18 protein-coding genes are annotated in these 20,762 nt (G+C 54.7%); 13 read left to right on the top strand and 5 right to left on the bottom strand.

Annotated features, from left to right (window positions below; all coding sequences use genetic code 11):
* Nucleotide 1 precedes the first annotated feature (1 nt).
* Nucleotides 2–1,534 carry a GGDEF domain-containing protein gene (locus tag NF683_RS04775; RefSeq protein WP_253921415.1) on the bottom strand — a complete coding sequence of 511 codons (1,533 nt, stop codon included), beginning with the start codon at nucleotides 1,532–1,534 and terminating at the stop codon, nucleotides 2–4.
* A 218-nt stretch (nucleotides 1,535–1,752) separates the two neighbouring features.
* On the opposite strand from NF683_RS04775, the gene NF683_RS04770 reads away from it, so the two are divergent.
* From NF683_RS04770 to NF683_RS04730, 9 genes are all read left to right on the top strand, one after another.
* A complete protein-coding gene (locus tag NF683_RS04770) occupies nucleotides 1,753–4,452 on the top strand; it encodes a bifunctional diguanylate cyclase/phosphodiesterase (protein WP_253921414.1) in 2,700 nt (899 codons plus the stop codon).
* Nucleotides 4,453–4,569: 117 nt separating this feature from the next.
* Nucleotides 4,570–5,298: an HAD family hydrolase gene (locus tag NF683_RS04765; RefSeq protein ID WP_253921413.1), complete on the top strand. Its 729-nt coding sequence runs from the start codon at nucleotides 4,570–4,572 to the stop codon at nucleotides 5,296–5,298.
* Nucleotides 5,291–6,001, top strand: a complete 711-nt coding sequence (locus NF683_RS04760; protein ID WP_089040551.1) for a UTRA domain-containing protein — start codon at nucleotides 5,291–5,293, stop codon at nucleotides 5,999–6,001. The genes NF683_RS04765 and NF683_RS04760 overlap by 8 nt, the downstream gene beginning before the upstream one ends.
* 143 nt (nucleotides 6,002–6,144) lie before the next feature.
* A complete protein-coding gene (locus tag NF683_RS04755) occupies nucleotides 6,145–7,194 on the top strand; it encodes a putative 2-aminoethylphosphonate ABC transporter substrate-binding protein (protein ID WP_089040552.1) in 1,050 nt (349 codons plus the stop codon).
* Between the two features lie 43 nt (nucleotides 7,195–7,237).
* Complete coding sequence (locus tag NF683_RS04750; RefSeq protein WP_253921412.1) at nucleotides 7,238–8,362, top strand: putative 2-aminoethylphosphonate ABC transporter ATP-binding protein; 1,125 nt, start codon at nucleotides 7,238–7,240, stop codon at nucleotides 8,360–8,362.
* The gene (locus NF683_RS04745) at nucleotides 8,359–10,053 is read left to right on the top strand and encodes a putative 2-aminoethylphosphonate ABC transporter permease subunit (RefSeq protein ID WP_253921411.1); all 1,695 of its coding nucleotides are present in this window, start codon (nucleotides 8,359–8,361) and stop codon (nucleotides 10,051–10,053) included. Before NF683_RS04750 ends, NF683_RS04745 begins: the two co-directional genes overlap by 4 nt.
* Nucleotides 10,054–10,106: 53 nt before the next feature.
* Complete coding sequence (locus NF683_RS04740; protein ID WP_253921410.1) at nucleotides 10,107–11,243, top strand: 2-aminoethylphosphonate--pyruvate transaminase; 1,137 nt, start codon at nucleotides 10,107–10,109, stop codon at nucleotides 11,241–11,243.
* Nucleotides 11,243–12,061, top strand: a complete 819-nt coding sequence (phnX, locus tag NF683_RS04735) for a phosphonoacetaldehyde hydrolase (protein ID WP_253921409.1) — start codon at nucleotides 11,243–11,245, stop codon at nucleotides 12,059–12,061. Before NF683_RS04740 ends, phnX begins: the two co-directional genes overlap by 1 nt.
* Nucleotides 12,058–12,951, top strand: a complete 894-nt coding sequence (locus NF683_RS04730) for an EamA family transporter (RefSeq protein ID WP_253921408.1) — start codon at nucleotides 12,058–12,060, stop codon at nucleotides 12,949–12,951. Before phnX ends, NF683_RS04730 begins: the two co-directional genes overlap by 4 nt.
* Nucleotides 12,952–12,958: 7 nt before the next feature.
* On the opposite strand, the gene NF683_RS04725 is transcribed toward NF683_RS04730, so the two are convergent.
* From NF683_RS04725 to NF683_RS04710, 4 genes are all read right to left on the bottom strand, one after another.
* Nucleotides 12,959–13,702, bottom strand: a complete 744-nt coding sequence (locus NF683_RS04725; RefSeq protein ID WP_253921407.1) for a sulfite exporter TauE/SafE family protein — start codon at nucleotides 13,700–13,702, stop codon at nucleotides 12,959–12,961.
* Between the two features lie 107 nt (nucleotides 13,703–13,809).
* Nucleotides 13,810–14,613, bottom strand: coding sequence for a 5-deoxy-glucuronate isomerase (iolB, locus tag NF683_RS04720; RefSeq protein WP_253921406.1), 804 nt, complete (start codon nucleotides 14,611–14,613; stop codon nucleotides 13,810–13,812).
* 86 nt (nucleotides 14,614–14,699) lie between these two features.
* Nucleotides 14,700–15,695 (bottom strand): inositol 2-dehydrogenase, encoded by a 996-nt coding sequence (iolG, locus tag NF683_RS04715; RefSeq protein ID WP_253921405.1) that lies wholly within the window; start codon nucleotides 15,693–15,695, stop codon nucleotides 14,700–14,702.
* A gap of 37 nt (nucleotides 15,696–15,732) precedes the next feature.
* Complete coding sequence (locus NF683_RS04710) at nucleotides 15,733–16,602, bottom strand: MurR/RpiR family transcriptional regulator (protein WP_089040561.1); 870 nt, start codon at nucleotides 16,600–16,602, stop codon at nucleotides 15,733–15,735.
* Nucleotides 16,603–16,841: 239 nt separating this feature from the next.
* Between NF683_RS04710 and NF683_RS04705 the strand changes: the two genes are divergently transcribed.
* Genes NF683_RS04705 through NF683_RS04690 form a run of 4 tightly spaced genes read left to right on the top strand, consistent with a single transcriptional unit; the run spans nucleotide 16,842 to nucleotide 20,673 of the window.
* Complete coding sequence (locus NF683_RS04705; protein ID WP_253921404.1) at nucleotides 16,842–17,792, top strand: sugar ABC transporter substrate-binding protein; 951 nt, start codon at nucleotides 16,842–16,844, stop codon at nucleotides 17,790–17,792.
* A 54-nt stretch (nucleotides 17,793–17,846) separates the two neighbouring features.
* Complete coding sequence (locus NF683_RS04700) at nucleotides 17,847–18,977, top strand: ABC transporter permease (RefSeq protein WP_253921403.1); 1,131 nt, start codon at nucleotides 17,847–17,849, stop codon at nucleotides 18,975–18,977.
* A 1-nt stretch (nucleotide 18,978) separates the two neighbouring features.
* On the top strand, nucleotides 18,979–19,866 hold the full coding sequence (locus NF683_RS04695) for an ATP-binding cassette domain-containing protein (RefSeq protein WP_089040564.1): 888 nt from the start codon (nucleotides 18,979–18,981) through the stop codon (nucleotides 19,864–19,866).
* A 9-nt stretch (nucleotides 19,867–19,875) separates the two neighbouring features.
* Nucleotides 19,876–20,673: a TIM barrel protein gene (locus NF683_RS04690; RefSeq protein ID WP_253921402.1), complete on the top strand. Its 798-nt coding sequence runs from the start codon at nucleotides 19,876–19,878 to the stop codon at nucleotides 20,671–20,673.
* Nucleotides 20,674–20,762: the final 89 nt, after the last annotated feature.

Below are 20,762 nucleotides of genomic sequence, written 5' to 3'. Positions count from 1 at the left end.
GTTAATCTTGGCCATGAATGGAGATGCCCCGGCGGCCAGAGCGTTTGATGAAATACATGCTCTGGTCGGCGGCATCTATCAGCTCCCGCTCATTACTGAAGTTGCCATCGCTTAAACATGCAATGCCCATAGAGGCAGTGATATACAGTGCTTCTTGGTCAATTTCCAACATCGGTTGCTCATTTAAATGCAGCGCAATGCGTTCGGCTAACTGTCTCGCAGTTTGAGCGGTCTCATCGGGCAATATAATTAAAAATTCTTCACCGCCATAGCGCCCAGCCAAGTCGCCTGAGCGAGTTAATGACGCGAGCGTTTTACCAAAACGTTCCAGAATTAAGTCGCCTGCCTGGTGGCCATATTGGTCATTAAGCACTTTGAAATGATCTAAATCGATAAACACCACTGACATTGTGCGGCCTTGCTCATTGCAAAGTGCAAAATGCTCCTGGAGTTGCTGCTCTAACCAAGCACGGTTAGCCAATTGAGTTAGTGGATCAATACGGCTGCGTTCTTCTAATGCAGAATTATGTAGCTGTAGTGTATCCAGCTGCTGTAGCTGAGCGTCTAATCGTGCGGTGAGCGTCAAAGCATGTTGATAGAGCAACTGCTGTGCGTCCGCCAGCAGTGTTTGACTATCCACAGGCGCGGGTACGGTGATATCCAGAATATCTGTTAATAAGTCAATTTGTTCTGGCAAGTGATGGAAGAGTGCTTCCATGACATTCGTAGGCAGTGTTTCTGTGACCGCTAACTGCCTAAGCAATATTGCTAAGGTGGTGCTTGGTTCAGGGCTGAGCCATGCATCGGCGATTGGGCCGGATAAACGCAGGCAGAGTGTCGCCATGTCATCGGTTATAAAGCCGTCATGGCTTTGGTCAATAGCATGCACGATCGAGGACGGTAGCCCCCATTTGGCGGCTAACCAAGCACCAATCAGTGTATGGTCACTGCCAAAGTGGCGGCGTTCAGCGTTGACCAACTGTGCGTGAGACATTCTGCGTTCAGCGTATAGTGCCTCGGCCTCGTCTGGGTAGGTAGAGAGGATCGCCAAAATGCCTATATCTTGCAGTAGGGCAAGCGTGAATGCGCTGCCAACCTGTGCGGGGCAGAGTTGGTGAGCCAGCTTGCTTGCTACCACGGCGGCAACAATGGCGCGTCGCCATGTTTGCAGAGCCGCGTTCTCTGTAGGTGGCCAGGGAAACAGAGTGAAGCTCAATACGGTGGCGAGCGTTGCGTCTAATCCCAGTCGCTGGGTGGCTTCCAAGCTGGTTTGTGCAGGATGAGCTGAACGCAGGTAGTGCACGCTATTCGCGGCCGCAATAAGGCGCGCCGTTAACCCAGGGTCGCGTTCAATAACGCGCGCATAGTCACTCAGAGAAGCTCGGGGGGAGCGTGCGATATCAAGCACTTGCATGGCAATAGCAGGAAGCGAAGGTAGGCTAGCCGAGCGTAATAACGCATTACCAAGAAAACTGGGAAGCTCGCTAGTGAGCGAAGTATAAAGTGTTTTGTCTTCCGCTAAACGGCTCGTCATATTATCCCTCAACGTGCTGTCCAGCATAGCGAGCAGCCACTAAGTTATGTGCTAAATAATCAATTATAGCGTCTGCGTGTGTTAGCAGAGTCATAGATAGGCATGGTAAATCAGTAAAATAACTGTTTATGCTGTAGCCCGCTGCATTTTATTGCAACAGCTTATTATAACAGTGCTCTGTGGGCAGCTGCTCTACGATGACAAAAGTGAGTGCGCCAATGCACACCAGAAACGAAGCGTCGGAGATTTTCCGTCAGTTGGCGGAAGGTTTAGGACGTAGCGGAAGACCTGACTTTTATACGACGCTTGTCGAGCAACTTGCCCAACTGCTTGGGATTGATCATGCGTTGATCGCTGTGGTCACCGAGGCGCATATGGCTACAACATTGGCCGTTTGGTCAAATAACGATCATCAGGAAAATATCGCTTATCCTCTTATGGGAACGCCTTGTGAAACGGTTGTAGGTAGAGAACCTTGCTTGTATGCCTGCGATGTTCAAGCGCGCTTTCCTAAAGACGAGCTGCTCAGCCAACTGGGTGCAGAGAGTTACATGGGACTGCCTCTGTTTTCATCCGATGGCTCGGCCATTGGCATCTTAGCGGTGTTAAGCAATAAACCGATGCAGCTCGATGGACTTGAAAACGAAATCTTGCGCATTGTGGCCGCTCAAGCGGGGGCAGAGCTTGGCCGCTGCCAAGCCGAGCAAGCGCTTCGTCAAAGTGAAGAATTGGCCCGAGAGAGTGAGCGGCGTTTAAACACATTGCTGAATCACCTTCCTGGCATGGCCTACCGTTGCCTAAATGATCAACACTGGACGATGCAGTTGGTCAGCCAAGGGGCTGAGGCGCTCACGGGCTATCATCCGGACGAATTACAAGATAATCGACTCATCAGTTTTGCCTCCCTCATACACGAAGCCGATCAAGACCGCGTTCATCTAGCAGCACAACAGGCAATCCAGCAGCGTCAGCCATATCGTGTGGTGTACCGATTGCGCCATCGGGATGGCAGTTACCGTTGGATGTGGGAGCAAGGGCAAGCTGTTATCGATGATGATGGCCATGTGGCCTATCTCGAGGGCTTTATCTCAGATGTGACCGACCAGCACGAATCACAACGCGTGCAGGATGCGGTGGTACAAGTAGCCTCTACAGTTACCTCACGCGTAGGAGACGATTACTTCCACCAGTTGATCATCACGTTAGCCACGTTATTAGAAGCAGATGCTGGGTTTATTGCGTTACTGGATCAACCTGTTCCACGGTCTTTGGGGACATCTAATAAGATAAACACGCTGCGGCCCGCAACAGCAGCCCAGACCGTTAGTTTAGTCGCGAATGGCCAGTTAATAGATAACCAAACGTTTATGCTGCAGGGAACGCCTGCTGAACGAGTCGTGTTTGAAGGCGAGAGCGTTGTTCAAAGTGGCCATGCGTTTACGCTGCCGGGAACCTCGTTAAGTACCCAGGCGTGGATAGGCCGCCGCTTGGATAATGCTAAGGGCGATGCCATTGGTGTGATGATGGTGTTTTATCAAACACCACTGACGACCAATGCGTTTGCAACTTCCGTGTTGAAAATTCTCTCTACGGGTGCTGCCGGTGAGCTAGAACGTCGCCGTGATCATCGTCACATGCAACGTCTTGCCTATACAGACAGCACAACAGGATTGCCTAATCGTGCGCGCTTTATGGAGCTATTGGCCAGTATGGGAAAAGAGGCATCTAGTCAGGGTGACTCTCTTTCGCTGCTGCTGCTGGATATCCGGCGCTTTAAAGAGGTGAATGATTTACATGGCCACGAGGTAGGAGATCAGTTACTCGCAACCGTGGCCGAGCGCTTACGGCAAGCTAGCCTATCTAAAAGCGCTGTCGCACGACTTTCCAGTGATGAATTTACCGTACTGTTGCCCAGCATTGAGGATGTTCGCCTTCAAGAAGTGGTGTTTCAGTTATGCGAACTTATCAAACTCCCTATCCAGCTGGGGCATCGTATTTTTAACCTCGATGTCAGTATCGGGATTGCTAGCTATCCAAGCGATGTAGCGGAGGCCGGTGAGCTGTTTAACGCAGCCAGTATCGCACTCCATCACGCAAAACGCCGTGATAATAGCGTATGCCCCTATACACAAGTGATGCGTCAGACGCTGGAGCGCCGCCAATGGATGACCGAGCGCCTGCATCAAGCCATTACTGAACGGCGCTTACAGCTTTATTTTCAACCGCAGTTCAGTCTTACGAACAAAACATTGACGGGGGCTGAAGCGCTGTGCCGCTGGTTTGACCCTGAGTGGGGATGGGTAAGCCCTGGCGAGTTTATTGCTTTGGCGGAAGAGCGTGGCTTGATCTGCATGCTGGGAGACTGGGTGCTAGAAGAAGCGGCACGTCAGTTAAGTGTTTGGCAGGCCGGTAATACGCCACTGCCAGGTAGGCTCTCAATCAATATTTCAGCGCAACAATTTGCCGACCCTCAGCTAACCGCACATGTGGCTAAGCTAACCGCCTGTGTACCTCCAGGCACCATTGCGCTTGAACTGACTGAAAGTGATTTTATGCGTGATCCCGATCAGGCGGTCACAATTACTCAGGCAATGCGTCAGGCTGGCTACGCGCTGTTTATTGATGACTTCGGTACAGGCTACTCATCGCTCTCGTATTTACGGCGCTTTGCTGCGGACGCGTTAAAAATAGACATTTCGTTTGTGCGTGACATGCTCGATAACCACCATGATCGGGCGATTGTGCAAACCATTATCGCTATGGCTGACACGCTTGATATGAAAACCCTTGCAGAAGGCGTTGAAAGCCCTGCCCAGGCCGATTTGCTCGCACAAATGGGCTGCAGCGAAGCTCAGGGGTACTGGTTTGGTCGTCCGCTACCCGCCGATGAGTTTGCCTCAATGTGGTTAACCCCTTAAGCCATTTTATTGACAGGTAGGGCGAGCAATTTCCATTCTCATCAATGGCGTCATCGTCCTGTCATCATCGTTGGCATACCCTACGCGCCGCCGAACTCGCGAAAAAAGGAGTGCCACATGCGCCTCGCTCTGTTTGATCTTGATGACACCCTCCTGGATGGAGACTGCAGCGACCGCTGGAATTTATGGATGATTGAGCAGGGGTGGATCAGTGATGCCGAGACCTTTATAGCCCGTGCCGAACAGATGCAGCTGGCTTATCACGCCGGTAAGTTAAAGCTAGAGGAGTACTTGGCAATGACCTTGGCGCCATTGCGGGGCCGCCGAGTAATCGATGTACAAAAAGAAGTTGAGCGCTTTGTCGCTACCCATTTGCAGCCCCGTATTTTTGATCAAGCCTGGCGCTGCCTGGACGCGCACCGTCAGTCAGGCGATATCCTTGTCCTTATTTCTGCGTCATCGCATCACCTGGTCGCGCCGATTGCGACGATGTTAGGGATTGAGCATGTGCTGGCGGTAGAGCTTAGTGTCGAACAAGCGGCAAGTGGGGCAAGCTACACCGGCCATAGCAAAGGCGTGCTTTCTTACCGTGGGGGGAAAGTAGTGCGTTTTCAGCAGTGGTTAACCGAGCAAAAAATTGCCCCTAGCCATACAACGTTCTACTCAGATTCCCGCAACGATATCCCGCTGCTGCAGTATGTCGACTGCCCAGTGGCGGTTAACCCTGACCCCGTGCTGGCAGAGGTGGCTAGTGTAGAAGGGTGGCAGCGCTTAGACTGGCGGATGGCAGCGTCGACAGACGCTTCATCGGCCAACGATCTATCAGGAAAATCGGCGCATGCCTGATGCCTACTATTTACAGTTAACGGAACAGCTTCGTTATTTAATTACCCAGCATGCCACGCAGTGGGAAGGCAGGTTGCCCGCTGAGCGAGCGTTGGCGGAGCGCTTCTCTACGACCCGCGTTACGTTACGCCAAGCCTTAGCGCAACTGGAGGGGGAAGGGCTCATCCACCGCAGCAATCGGCGTGGTTGGTTCATTTCACCCGCCCGGCTGGTGTATGACCCTACCCGGGACGCAGGCTTTAATGACTATGTGGGCGCTCAGGGGCGGCAACCACGCACGGCGGTTCTAAAGCTGGAAACCCGCTCACACCTGGCGGCAGCCCGTGCCTTGGGGCTGCCCGATGACCAGCCGTTTCACCATATTCGCCGTCGCCGCTACGTGGATGATCGCGCTGTGCTGGTGGAGTCGCTTTGGGTGGTGCCAGAGCGTGCGCCAGAATTGCTAGACATCTACAGCGGACAATCACTCTGGGGGTTGTTAAGAGGGCGGTGGGGGCATCACTTGGCCAATCGCTCAATACGCATGGTGTCTGAAGCGCTGTCGCCATTAGATGCAGAAGAATTACTCGTTGCCCCAGGTGCGGCCGGGCTAAACATTTGCCGCGCCATTTTTGATGATCAACAGCGTCCTATCGAATATGACGAAGAGCACTGGTTACACGATTCGTTATGCATCCGTGTTGAGCTGTCGGGTCAGCAGTAGCCTGATTGCAGAGACAAGGACGCTCACGAGATCCCATCCATACGCGTACATAACAACTTAAAAAATCAGTCAAACAAGCGTCATCGCACTGTCATCTAACGACGGCAAACTTCTGGTCTATACCAAAACGCTGGGAGCCTACCATGTCGAAACTTCGCCGTTTGTTCCAACCTACTCAGATTGCAACTGCTCTGCTTGCAACGACTGCCGTTGCCTTCACTTCGATGGCTAGCGCCACTGAGCTAACGGTGTACACCGCCGTTGAGTCAGATGACCTGCAAAAATACGCCGAACGCTTCAATGCCGCTCACCCCGATATCACCATTAACTGGGTGCGAGATTCTACGGGCGTGATTACTGCGCGCTTGCTGGCGGAAAAAGATAATCCCCAGGCAGACGTCATCTGGGGCTTAGCCGCCACCAGTCTGCTGGTGCTTGAAGAAGAGGACATGCTGGAGCGCTATGCGCCCGCAGGCGTTGAAAACCTTGATCAAAAATTTATTGATGCTGCTTACCGTAACGGTGAAGACCCTGCGTGGGTAGGCATGGACGCCTGGGTCGCGGCCATTTGCTACAACACTATTGAAGGCGAGCGTCAGGGCGTGCCGATGCCGACCTCCTGGGAAGACCTGACCCAGCCTGAGTTTGAAGGGCATGTGATTATGCCTAACCCCAACTCCTCGGGTACCGGTTATCTGGATGTAGCCAGCTGGATGCAGCTATGGGGCGAAGAGCAGGGCTGGGACTATATGGACCGCCTGCATAACAATATTTCCCGTTACACCCACTCCGGCTCTGCTCCTTGCAGCCTGGCGGCCACCGGTGAAGCAGCAGTCGGTGTGTCGTTTGCCTTCCGTGGTGCACGGTTAAAATCCCAAGGCGCACCGATTGAAGTGATCTTCCCGGAAGAGGGGCTTGGCTGGGATATGGAAGCTGCCGCCATCGTTGCGGGAACCGCCAAACAGGAAGCTGCACAAACGCTGATGGATTGGGCCGTTTCCCGCGAGGCTAACGAACTCTATAACGAAGGCTACGCCGTGGTGGCCTATCCCGGTGTGGCACAGCCGATTGAAAACTATCCCACTGACATTGCCGATCGCATGATTGATGCCGACTTCCAGTGGGCCGCGGTTAACCGCGAACGCGTGCTGGCAGAGTGGCAGCGCCGCTACGACGGTAAAACCGAACAGTAAGCACGAACAGCTGCCCCGGCCAAGGCCGGGGCTTGGAGATGTTATGCAGACCACACTGACATCGCCGCTGACGGCTCACTCGGCGGCGAAAACACTCTCACCCTCTGCGCACCTAAGCATAGATGGTGTCACCAAGCGCTTCGGTAGCTTTACCGCGCTGGACAACATTGCGCTACAGATTCAGGAAGGCGAGTTTGTATGCTTTTTAGGGCCTTCTGGCTGTGGCAAAACAACCCTGTTGCGCACTATTGCAGGCCTAGCTCAGCAAACAGCAGGTAGCTTAATTCAGCGCGGCAAGGATATTTCCACGCTGCCCCCGCAGGCGCGGGATTTTGGCATCGTGTTCCAATCTTATGCGCTGTTTCCCAATCTGACGGTGTTCGACAACGTTGCCTACGGGTTACGCAACCGTCGCAGTGATCGAGCGACGATTGCTGCCCGCGTGGCGGAGTTACTTGCGCTGGTTGATCTTAGTGGCAGCGAACATAAATATCCTGCCGCGCTTTCTGGTGGGCAACAGCAGCGGGTTGCGTTGGCGCGGGCGCTGGCTACTGAGCCCGGCCTGTTGCTACTTGATGAACCGCTCTCAGCGCTGGATGCGAGGGTGCGCGGCCATTTGCGACATCAGATCAAAGCGCTACAGGCGCGCCTTGGCGTGACCACCATTATGGTGACCCACGATCAAGAAGAAGCACTCACCATGGCTGATCGTATCGTAGTGATGAACCACGGGGTGATCGAACAAGTAGGTACGCCTGCCGAGATCTATCACCAGCCCGCCAGCGCTTTTGTGGCGTCATTTATCGGCACCATGAACTTTTTAGAGGTGACCGCACAGGCGAATAACCACGCGTTGCTAGGCACTATTTCCTGCCCTTGTTTGCCGCACGCCTACCCGCAAGACCAAGCAGCTCAACTGGCCATTCGCCCCGAAGCAGTCGCGCTTAGTGCCAGCACCAGCGGGCTGAGCGGTGATGTCATGGGCATTGAGTTTTTAGGTGCGTTTCAGCGGGTATCGCTGCGTCTTAACAATACCGAGCAATGGTTGCTAGCTGATGTTCCCAGCCGTGATAGCGTCACACTAGGATTACGGCTAGGGCAAACCTTGGGTATCCATTTGCCTGCTGATGCTGCCCGCTTATATCCGGCAGGGAGCAACCAGTCATGAGGGCGAGTATATTTTCAGCGCCTGCAGCAACGCCTTCGCTGGAAGCATTGATACGCCTGATCGTGCTGCTAGCGGCTGTGGCGCTGTTAGTGTTCGGCCTGCTGTTTCCGCTATTTGCAATGTTGGTGAAAAGCCTGCAAGACCGCAGCGGCGACTTTATTGGGCTGGCGAACTTTGTGCAGTATTTTCAAACGCCAGCACTGGTCAATTCGATCGCCAATTCATTGCGCGTAGCGTTCACTACGACGGTGGTCGTCGCAGGGCTCGCCTTTTTATGCGCCTACGGCATTACCCGTACCTGCATGCCTGGCAAACGGCTGTTTCGAATGTTGGCGATTTTGCCCATTTTGGCCCCTTCGTTGCTACCCGCCATTAGCTTGGTTTATCTGTTTGGTAACCAGGGGTTTTTGAGCGACGTGCTGGCAGGTCATTCGATTTATGGGTCGATTGGCATTGTGATGGGCATGAGTTTCTGGATTTTTCCCCATGCGCTAATGTTGCTAACCACTGCGCTGACCAATAGCGATGCACGCCTCTATGAAGCAGCAGAAGCACTGGGCACGCCGAAGTGGCGTACGTTTTTGACGATTACGCTGCCCGGGGTGCGTTACGGGCTGATTTCATGCCTGTTCGTTGTCTTTACGCTGGCCATTACCGACTTTGGTGTGCCGAAAATTATTGGCGGCCAATTCAGCGTGCTCGCCACCGATGTGTATCGCCAAGTGGTGGGGCAGCAGAACTTTCAAATGGGCGCGGTGGTTAGCGTTATTCTACTGATGCCTGCAGTGCTATCGTTCATCGTCGACCGCTGGATACAGAAACGCCAAGTGGCTCAGCTCTCGGCTCGGGCAGTACCCTGGCAACCAACGCCTAGCCCGCTGCGAGACTGGACGTTTGCGCTGCTGTGTTATTCGGTCGCGGGCATTATTCTACTGGTCATTGGTACCGCAGTGTATGCGTCGCTCATACAGTTTTGGCCCTATAACCTGTCGTTCACGCTGCAGCATTACACCTTTCAGGGCTTAGCCGGCGGTGGCTGGGGGGCGTGGTTTAACTCTCTCAAACTGGCCTTTAGCGTCGCGTTAGTGGGGACACTGGTGATTTTCTTCAATGCGTGGCTGATTGAAAAGAGCGAAGGCTATCGCCCGCTGCGCCAAGGCCTGCATTTTATGGCCATGCTACCCATGGCGGTGCCGGGTATGGTGCTGGGTCTGGCTTATATCTTCTTTTTCAACCAGGCAGGTAACCCCCTTAACTGGCTTTACGGCACCATGGCGATTCTGGTGCTCAACACGCTAGTGCACTTCTATACGGTGTGTCACCTCACCTCTGTCACTGCGCTGAAACAGCTCGATCCGGAGTTTGAAGCCGTGGGGGCCTCGTTAAAAGTACCGTTCTGGACCACGTTTAGCCGCGTGACATTACCGGTATCGCTGCCTGCCGTGCTGGATATTTCTGTCTACCTGTTCGTCAATGCGATGACGACAGTGTCTGCGGTAGTGTTCCTCTATAACAGCGATACGCGGCTTGCTTCAGTGGCGGTGCTGCATCTGGACGAGGCGGGCTATTTTGCTAGCGCCGCGGCCATGGCTGTGCTGATTTTCCTGACCTCGCTGGTGGTTAAACTGCTCCACACGGCGCTTACCCACGTTCTCTTAAACAACGCTCAGCGTTGGCGTCAGGCGGGCTAAACAGCCCGCTACGCCAGCGGCTAATATGTGCTTATAATCTGGTATAGACCAAAATGATGAGTCATTCACAAGTGCCTTACCTCTTAACCCCAGGGCCACTAACCACCTCCCAGGCGACCAAAGCAGCCATGTTGCGGGACTGGGGCTCCTGGGATGACGACTTTAATCGCGTCACTGCCGATGTGCGTGCGCAACTGCTTGCCATGGCCGAGGCGGCAAGCGACGCCTATGCCTGCGTGCCGATGCAAGGCAGCGGCACGTTCGCCGTTGAAAGTGCGCTGGCCTGCGCAACCGACCCCAACGGCAAGGTGTTGGTGTTAATGAACGGCGCTTACGGCAAGCGGGCTGCTCAACTGCTCGATATGATGGGTCGCCGTTATGTGACGCTGGACAAAGGTGACTACTTACCACCGCAACCCGACGAAGTGGCGGCACTGCTACAGCAAGATGCTGACATTACCGCAGTGTTCCTAGTTCACTGCGAAACCAGCTCCGGCATTTTGAACCCGCTGGAAGCCATCGCTGAGGTGGTGCGTGATCATGGGAAAACGCTGATCGTTGACGCCATGAGCTCGTTTGGAGGCGTACCGATTAGCCTGGCAAAAACGCCTATTGATGTGCTGATTTCATCGGCCAATAAGTGCATCGAAGGCGTACCGGGCTTTGGTTTTGTGATCATTCGCCAGACGCTACTTGCTGCTGGTAAGGGGCGTGCCCACTCGCTGAGCCTGGATTTACACGCCCAGTGGGACTACATGGAACGCACTGGCCAGTGGCGCTTTACTCCGCCCACGCATACGGTGGTGGCCTTTCAAGCGGCGCTTGCCCAGCACCGGGAAGAGGGCGGCGTGACGGGGCGCTGCGCACGTTATACCCATAACCGCGAAGTGCTGGTAAAAGGCATGCGGGCGTTAGGCTTCAGCACGCTTTTAGAAGATGAGTGGCTATCGCCGATCATCACCACCTTTTTGAGCCCTACTGACCCCGCGTTTGAATTTAAGGCGTTCTACGCAGCGCTGAAGGCGCGTGGCTTTTTGATCTACCCGGGCAAGTTAACTGACGTCGACAGTTTTCGCATCGGCTGCATTGGCCAGTTGGATGCGGCGGTGATTGAGCAGTTACTCAGCGTTATTCAAGACGCCCTAACGAGTATGGGTGTTTCTCTCTTCATTGAATCAAGGAGTGCCTGATGCACTATCAATCTCCTCAATGCCTGCAGGCGGTGATTTGTGACTGGGCGGGTACGCTGGTCGATTTTGGCTCCTTCGCACCGACCCAGATATTTGTCGAAGCCTTTGCCGAACTGGGTGTGGCGATCAGCCTAGCAGAAGCACGCGGCCCGATGGGCATGGGCAAATGGGACCATATCCACACGCTGTGCAATCAGCCTGAGATAGCCGAGCGCTTTCTCCAAGCCGTCGGCCACCTGCCGACTGATGCCGATGTGACGGCGCTTTATGAACGCTTTATGCCGCTGCAGATCGCCAAAATTGCCGATCACTCGGCGGTGATTCCTGGGGCGCTGGATACGCTCACTTGGTTGCGAGCGCAAGGGCTAAAGGTCGGTTCGTGCTCCGGCTATCCGGCCGTGGTGATGGAAAAGGTGGTGGCGCTAGCCGCCGATAATGGCCTGAAGGTGGATCATGTAGTGGCCACCGATGAGGTACCCAACGGTCGCCCACACCCCGCCCAAGCGCTGGCCAATGTCATTGCGTTAGGCATCAGTGATGTTGCTGCCTGTATCAAGGTGGACGATACCGCCCCCGGCATCCTTGAAGGGCGCCATGCAGGAATGTGGACGGTCGCACTCACTTGTTCAGGCAACGCCTTGGGGCTGAATTATGGCCAGTATCAAGCGCTAAGCGATAGCGAACGCCATGCCGCCCACGAGCGAGTAGCTGCACAGTTTGCTCCCTCAAAACCGCACTACAGCATTGCCACTATCGCCGAGCTGCCAAGCGTTGTAGATGACATAAATGCCCGTTTACAGCGAGGAGAGCGGCCTTGAGCCCAGCCGCACTGGCGTTAGTGCTGTTTTCGGTGTGTATGCATGCTGGGTGGAACGTGCTGGGTAAGCGCAATGCGCCGTCGCTGGCTTTTTTTACCTTGGCATACGGGGCAGGCGGTGTGTTGTTGCTGCCGCTAGTGTGGCTTGGGCCATCATTAGCGGCGCTACCCAACGCATTTTGGGGATGGCTAGCGCTTTCAGGGCTGTGCCAAATGCTCTATATGGGTGGCTTAGCCTGGGCTTATGCGCGTGGGGAAGTCAGTGTTCTCTATCCCATCGCTCGGGCGCTGCCGGTGGTGCTTGTGCCGCTCGTGTCCATTGCGCTGCTCGGCAACCGCGCGCTGGATGTGGCGGATGGCATTGGCATGGCCTTGGTGGTGGCAGGGGCGCTGTGCCTGCCACTAAGCCGCCCCGAAGCGCGCAGGCTAGCTACCTATTTAACACCAGCCATGGGGTTTGCACTGTTGGCAGCCGCCGGCACGGTGGGCTATTCACTGATAGATAAGCAGGCACTGGCGTTAATGCAGCTAGCCGGTCATAGCAGTTTAACCGCCGGCGCGGTGTTTATGGTGTTACAAGCAGTGATGACCTTAACCTGGGCGATTCCGCTGCTGATGCTGCTGCCCTCGGAGCGTCGCCGGTTGCCTGCCATCCGCCGGCAAGGGCTAGTCATGCTGGTCGTCACCGGGCTGATGATGACCTGCACGTATGGCTTGGTACTCATGGCCCTGGCACTAACCGACGAAGTGAGTTACGTCGTGGCGCTGCGCCAGCTCTCCATTCCGGTGGGGGTATTAATGGGTGTACTGTGGCTAAAAGAGCCTGCATCGGCGGCAAAAGCCGCTGGCACACTGATCATGCTGAGTGGGCTGCTGCTGGTGGCACTTTAAGCACGCGCTAGCTGACCGCTTGCCAGATTAGGTTGATTCCCACTAGGAACATGGCCAGGATCACTAGACGGTAAAATAGCACTTCGTTGACACGGCTTTGCAGCCACAGCCCGTTGCGCACGCCGATCCAAGCGACGGGTACCAACAGCAACGACGCCCAGGCGCTGGTGACATTGATTTCACCCAGCCACATATACGGCGCTAATTTGATCGCGTTGACTACGGCAAAGGTCACCGCACAGGTGGCAATAAAGGTCTCTTTCGATAGTTTGCGCGGCAGGAGATAAACGTTTAACGGCGGCGCGCCCGCATGGGCCATAAAGCTAGTAAAGCCGCAGACGCTTGCCGCTGGCAATGCCCAGCGAGTGGAGATTGGTTTTTTAGAAGCGGGCTTGAGCAGCATATAGGCGGCGAACAGCAAGGTGATAACGCCGAGCGTCAGGCGTAAGCCCTGTTCGCTTAAGCTGCCAAACAGCAGCGTCCCCACCGTCACGCCGATAAACAGCCCCGGCACAAAGCGCCAGACCTCAGTAGCATCCTGCTTGCCCCACCATGCCTTCACCGCAAATACATCCATCACCAGCAGTAGCGGTAGCAGCAGGCCTGCCGCTTGGGTGGGGCTAATCGCCAGCGCCATGAGTGGCACCGAGAGCGTGCCAAAACCGCCCGCGAAACCACCTTTTGAAACGCCGGTCATGTAAACAGAAAATACAATCAACACCCAAGCGATGGTGGAATAATCGGGAAGCATAGGGCCTCTATGGTCTTCTATTAAAGGTAATGCACAAAAAAGCCCCGCATCAGCGGGGCTATAAAGCATAGCATTAGATAAACGTTAGCGGGCGAAGAGTCGTTCCATCAAGCGTTCATCAACCATTCGTGATCCGGGTCGTTGTGAAATTTCCACGCCCGCTTGGGCCCCGCCATGACATTTAAGTAGTAGAGCGAGTAGCCATGAGAAGCACCCACGGGGTGGTAGCCCTTGGGTACCAGCACGCAGCAACCGTTCTCTACCGCCATGGTTTCATCAAGGCTGCGGTCATCGGTGTAAACGCGCTGAAAGGCGAACCCTTGTTCAGGGTTAATACGGTGGTAGTAGGTCTCTTCCAGGTATGATTCGTGGGGTAAGTTATCCACATCGTGTTTATGTGGCGGGTAGCTAGACCAGTTGCCCGCAGGTGTGAATACTTCAACCACCAGTAGGCTATCGGCGGGCTCGGTTTCCGGCAGAATATCGTGTACGTGGCGGGTATTAGTGCCCTGGCCACGGGTGCTCTGCTTGATGTTGTCGGGGGAAATCAGCCTTGGGGCGTGATTGCCATGCCCAGGGGCAGCGCACACCGCAAGCTCTAAGTCCGTGGTCGCTTCCACCGCGTAGCTAACATGGTCAGGCAGATAAACCGCGTAGGGAGGGATCTGCTCAAAGATATCCATGCGCTTGCCGATGTCTTCAAAGCGGTGCTCGCCGCAGGTCACTGTGGCCCGCCCGGTGAGCAGCACCAGGCAGACTTCCTGGTCAACGCTGCTGGCCTCCAGGCGCTGGCCCTTGGCGAGTTTATGCACCCGAAAGCCAACGTGCGTCCAGCCAGCCGATTCAGGGGTAACGTCAATCACGGTGCCTTGGGCATCTGGGGCGGTGGGGCGTACCAGTAGTGAAGCCATATATCGCTCCTTCTGATGGCTAGCTGCTCGGTTGGCAGCTAGTCGTTGTCGATATGCAAGGTCTACACAGACCCGTCTGCGTCTGTTTAAACCGGGGCGTCGAGCAGAACTTTGCGACCTTCACGCAATGAAAGCTCCGCTGCATCGGCTAAGCGCAACGCCTCTAGGCCATCTTGGGCACCGGCGAGTGGCGCACGCTTCTCTTGCCAGGCGGCGACAAAGTCGCCAATTTCAAGTTGGTAGGCTTGGGCGTAGCGCTCCAGGAAGAACCACTTGGGTTTGTCTTCCACTTGGCCTGCTTCACCAGTAAAACGCAGCCGAGTGTCGCTCTCGTTCTGGGCTTGCAGCATGCCTTGGCTGCCAAAGGCTTCGATACGCTGATCGTAGCCGTAGCAGGCGCGTCGTGAGTTGCTGATTTGGCACAGCTTGCCACTGGCGGTGGTAAGGGTGACCATGGCGGTATCTACATCACCTGCTTCGCCAATCGCTGGGTCAATGATGCTACTACCGACGGCAAAGACACTTTCAATCGGCTCATCCAGCAACCAGCGAGCCATATCAAGATCATGAATCATCATGTCGCGGAACAGACCGCCGGACTCAGCCACATACTCGGCAGGCGGGGGAGAGGGGTCGCGGCTAATAATCGTCAGCGTTTCAAGTGCGCCAATACGCCCTTCGGTAATCGCTTTTTTTAATGCTGCAAACTGAGGATCGTGGCGGCGGTTAAAGCCTAACGCGCAGGTCACCGGGTGTTCGCTAAGTACCTGTAGGGCATCGCGCGTGCGCGCTAAATCCAGGGCGATAGGTTTTTCGCACAGAACCGCCTTGCCTGCACGGGCGGCACGCTCCAGATACTCCGCATGCGTAGGCGTGCTTGAAGCAATCAGTACGGCATCAATTTCATCATCTGCGAAGATTTCATCCACAGAGGCCGCTCGGCTAGCGTACTGCTCGGCTAGGGCTTCTGCGGCAGGCTGATGAAAATCAGCCACGGCAACCAGCGTAACGTCGGGGTGTGAATAAATGGCCTGGGCATGCACCTTGCCGATGCGTCCAGCGCCGATAAGCGCGAGTTTCATAAGCACTCCTGGTTTGTTGTTGCTGTTGGCTTGGTGTTTATGTCTTACGTTTTTTAGTCGAGGCTTTTTCTTGGGCTTTGTCCCGGGATTTGTCTTGCCGCACGCCCAGGGCAATGGCCAAGGCTTGGGTTAAGCAGAGCGATGCGGTCAAGCCGCGAAAACTTTTCACTTCAGCTTCGTTAACCACGAAAGCAACATCCGCGAAACGCGCCAGTGGGCTAAGGCTCGAATCGGTAATCACCACAATGGGTAGGCCGCGCTGATGGGCGTCTTCGCAGGCTTTTTGGCTCTCTTCGGCATAGGGAGAGAAGCTAATGGTCAGTAGCGCGTCGTGTTGGCTCATCGCGCGCAGTTGCTCTCCGTACATTCCTCCCAAACCGCTGACCAGCAACGCAGGTTTATCCACATGCGCCAGGGCATAGGTCATGTAGCTGGCGACCATGAAGCTGCGTCGTGCGCCCATTACATGAATCGCATGGGCCTTTTCAAAAATATCCAGCGCCTTCTCTAGGCTCTCTGGATCAATACGGCTGGGTAGCTGCTCAAGCACGGCGCGGTTGGCGTCAGCGAACTCCCATAATAGTTGGGTGCTATCGGGTGTTTCTCCGGTGGCGCTGCGTACCGCGCGAATGCGTTCGGTGTAGTTAGGCAACTCATCGACCAGACGGCTGCGAAACAACTGCTGCATTTCGGAAAAGCCCTTAAAGCCCAAGCTATTGGCCAAGCGAATTAAGGTGGATGGCGTGACATCCGCTTGTTCGGCAATTTTGGCCACGGTCGCTAAAGCAACTTCCTGAGGGTGATCAAGCATAAAGCGCGCGGTTTGCTGTAAGCGTTTGCTCAGTGTGGCGTACTCGGCGGTGATCAGCGTTTCCAACTCACGGTAGCTCTGTGGTGGTTGTGGCATACAAATTCCTTCGCGTTGGCCCATCTAGCAGCCTTCTGCTTATGTGCTAGTGGATATGCAGTACTGAGCAAAGTGACTCGTTGCTGTGCAGTCTAGTTGATTGGAATAAATATTCCATTTATACCAAAGTATAGAATAAATAATTTGCTATAACTGATGTTTGGAATCTATATTTCATAACGCCAAGGCATTTAATGCCACTTCCCTACCAACAACGATAACGTTATGAGGAATTATTTATGGCACGTCTATCTCAATGGCTTCTAGCCTCTGCCGCTACCACGGCATTAATGGCAGGTGTCGTTCAAGCACAGGAACCAGAGCAAGAAGAGAGCCGTTTCGTCATGGTGACCCATGGCGTTCCCTCTGATCCTTTCTGGTCGGTGGTTAAAAACGGTGCAGAAGCCGCCGCTGAAACCGTTGGGGCTAGCTTGGAGTATCGCGCGCCCTCTACCTTTGATATGGCTAAGATGCAGCAGCTTGTAGAAGCCGCAGTGGCATCTGGTCCTGATGGTTTGATTCTCTCTTTTACCGACGAAAATGCCCTGGGTGGCGCTGTGCAAAATGCTGTTGATAACGGCATCCCCGTCATCACCATTAACTCCGGTGGCGACGTGGCAAGGGATTATGGTGCCCGGCTGCACGTTGGGCAGAGTGAATATGAGGCAGGTAAACAAGCTGCTGAACGCATGCAGGAGATGGGCGTCGAGAAAGGCGTCTGCGTTAACCATGAACAAGGCAACCAAGGACTTGATCAGCGCTGTGATGGTTTTGTCGACGGCTTCGATGGCAATGCTGAGCAGCTAGCGACCACTTACGACCCCACCAATATTCGCAATGCCATTGTCGCTTACCTTAACGAAAACAGTGATGTGCGTGGTGTGCTGACCTTGGGTGCATTGGCCGCTGATCCGATGATTCGGGCCATGCGTGAGCAGGGGGCAACCGATATGTTCACCCTCGGTACTTTTGATCTTTCCCCCGGCATTTTGGAAGCCTTGGATGCGGGTGAGCTAGACTTTGCGATCGACCAACAGCAGTACATGCAGGGCTACCTACCTGTCATATTCCTAGATCAGTTCGTCAAGAACGGTCTGCTGCCCGCAGGGGATGTTGCCACCGGACCAGGATTTGTTACTCAAGAAAACGCTGCTCAGGTCATTGAGCTGAGTAGTCAGGGCATCCGCTGATAACTACCTAATCGGAAAAGGCTCGGCGGTGTCGAGCCTTGGGAGTCGATCGCTATGAATTCCACTGAAACGAAATCATCGGTTGCGCCAGCAGCGGCTGATCAAGATGAGCGTATCCAGAGAGTCTCTTTCTGGAAGAAAGCGCTTAATCGCCCGGAGTTGGGGGCGCTGGCCGGTGCCGTGTTGGTGCTTGCCTTCTTTATCGCTGCTTCCAGCGGCACCGGGATGTTTACCCCCGCGGGTATTATTAATTTTCTTGAAGTCGCCGCTCAGCTCGGCATTATCGCCACGGCGGCTGCGTTATTGATGATCGGCGGAGAGTTTGATCTGTCGATTGGCTCGATGATTGGCTTGGCAGGCATCCTGATTGCCATCCCCGCGGTGGAGTATGGCTGGCCGCTATGGGCCGCAATTTTATTGGCGTTCGCCTGTGCGGGCTTGGTGGGCTGGATTAACGGTAATCTGGTCAATAAAACAGGCTTGCCGTCATTTATCGTTACCCTGGGTTTCCTGTTCATTCTGCGTGGCCTGGCTATCGGAACCAGTCGCTTGTTGACGGGGCGTACTCAGGTGGGAGGAGTGCAGGATCATATCCCCGGAGATTGGTTTGCGGCGCTTTTCTCTGGAGAAGTCGCTACGGGCCTATTTAGCTGGATGGCAGCCAATGGCTGGATGGCGACCAACTTTGCGGGCAACCCCACGGTTACCGGTATTCCTGTCTCGATTGTCTGGTGGCTGGGCTTAACCGCTGTAGCGACTTGGGTGCTGCTGTGCACGCCTTACGGCAACTGGATATTCGCTAGCGGTGGCGATGCCAATGCGGCGCGCAACTCAGGCGTTCCCGTCCAGCGCGTCAAGATATCACTGTTCATGTTCACCGCTTTCTCCGCCACCATCTTTGCCTGCATACAGGTGATGGATACCGGCTCGGCGGACACCATTCGTGGCCTACTAAAAGAACTGGAAGCCATCATTGCCGTTGTCATTGGCGGTGCTTTGCTGACCGGTGGCTATGGGTCTGCCATTGGTGCAGCGCTGGGGGCACTGATCTTTGGCATGGTGCAAATGGGCATTTTTTACACCGGCGTTAATACCGACTGGTTCCAGGTTTTCCTGGGCGTGATGTTGCTGGTGGCGGTGCTATTCAACAATTACATGCGCAAAAAGGCGATGGAGGCCAAATAACATGACCACACGTACGCCAATGATTGAAATGCGCAGTGTCAGCAAACACTTCGGCAGTGTTATCGCCTTAAGTGATATCTCGATGCAGGTCTACTCCGGTGAGGTTATGTGCCTGCTAGGGGATAACGGTGCTGGCAAGTCAACGTTGATTAAAACCCTTTCCGGTGTTCACCAGCCCACCCACGGCGAAATGCTACTGGATGGCAAACCCGCTCGTTTCAAGTCCCCAGCTTATGCATTAGACGCTGGTATCGCGACCGTTTTCCAGGATCTGGCGATGGTGCCGTTGATGTCGATTACCCGTAACTTTTTTATGGGGCGCGAACCGACGGTGGGCTGGGGGCCTTTAAAGCGCATTGATTGGAAATATGCCGACCGGGTTGCCAAAGAGGAAATGTCCAAAATCGGTATTGATGTACGCGACCCAAGCCAGCCGGTGGGCACGCTTTCTGGCGGGGAGCGCCAGTGTGTGGCGATTGCTCGTGCCGTCTACTTTGGTGCCAAAGTGCTGATTCTGGATGAGCCCACGTCCGCGCTTGGGGTCAAGCAGGCGTCTGTTGTGCTGCGCTACATCGCCAAAGCCCGCGCCGATGGCCTTGCAGTCATCTTTATTACCCACAACGTCCATCATGCTTACCCAGTGGCGGATGCATTCACCCTATTGTCACGCGGCGGTAGTTTGGGCTCTTTCCGCAAAGAAGAAGTCAGTCGCGAAGAAGTGCTCAACATGATGGCGGGTGGCGCTGAGCTTGAAAGCCTGGATGCAGAGCTTGCGGAATTCCAGCGGGAAGATAAAGCCAAGAAGGCAAGCTTAGCCGATCAAGACACTCAGCCTGCCGATGCAAGCAGCGCCGAGCAAACTTCACCGCGAGCGGCAAGCGGCTATTAAGGAAGCATGATGAATAAGTTGACCCCATCATCGCCGTTCACGCTGGCTGTCTGTGCTGAAATGATCTTCTGCGATTTGCCGATATTGGAACGCGTTAAGCGTATTTCTGAACTGGGCTTTCAAGTCGAAATCTGGGACTGGACGAAGCACGACATTGACGCACTGGCCAATAGCGGGGCGACGTTTTCATCCATGACCGGCTATGTCACCGGCACCCTGGCAGATGCCTCCGGGGCAGATGAACTGCTACGCACCGCCGCTGAGTCGGTTGAGGTAGCAAAGCGTCTTGGCATTCCGCGCCTTAACCTGCATGGCACCGGGCTAGATGGTAATGGGTTGCCCGTTCAGCCTTGCCAGCAGATGACGGGCGCTATGTGGCTCAAAGCCCGCGACACGCTCAATCGGCTGGCAGATCTTGGCGAAAAGAATGACGTCATCTTCGTGCTTGAAAACCTCAATACCGAGGTTGATCACCCTGGCGTGCCGTTTGCTCGCTTGGAAGATGTTCTAGCACTGGTGGAGAGTGTTGATCGGCCCAGCTTGCGCATCATGCTAGATGTTTATCACGCCCAAATTGGCGAAGGTAATCTGATTGAATTGATTCGCCGCTGCGGGCCGTACATTGGTGAAGTGCAGGTAGCCGATGTGCCTGGGCGCTGCGAACCGGGGACTGGCGAGATTAACTACCCGGCCATTGCTCAAGCGCTGAACGACATAGGTTATCGCGGCACGGTGGGGTTAGAAGGTTGGGCCTCTGGCGATGACGGCCTCGCCCTTGATCGATTCCGTGCTGCCTTCTCATTTTAGGTAAGCCTCATCGATAGCCACCCAAGACGCTTTTATGCCCAGTGCCCTCTTTTGCCCGATACCACGAATTTGTGACGTGGGGAGACATT

It is taken from the genome of Halomonas sp. MS1 (genome assembly GCF_024182575.1).
GTDB lineage: Bacteria > Pseudomonadota > Gammaproteobacteria > Pseudomonadales > Halomonadaceae > Vreelandella.
The sequence above is the reverse complement of the archived record's forward strand: the minus strand, read 5'-3'. Positions and strand labels throughout refer to the sequence as shown.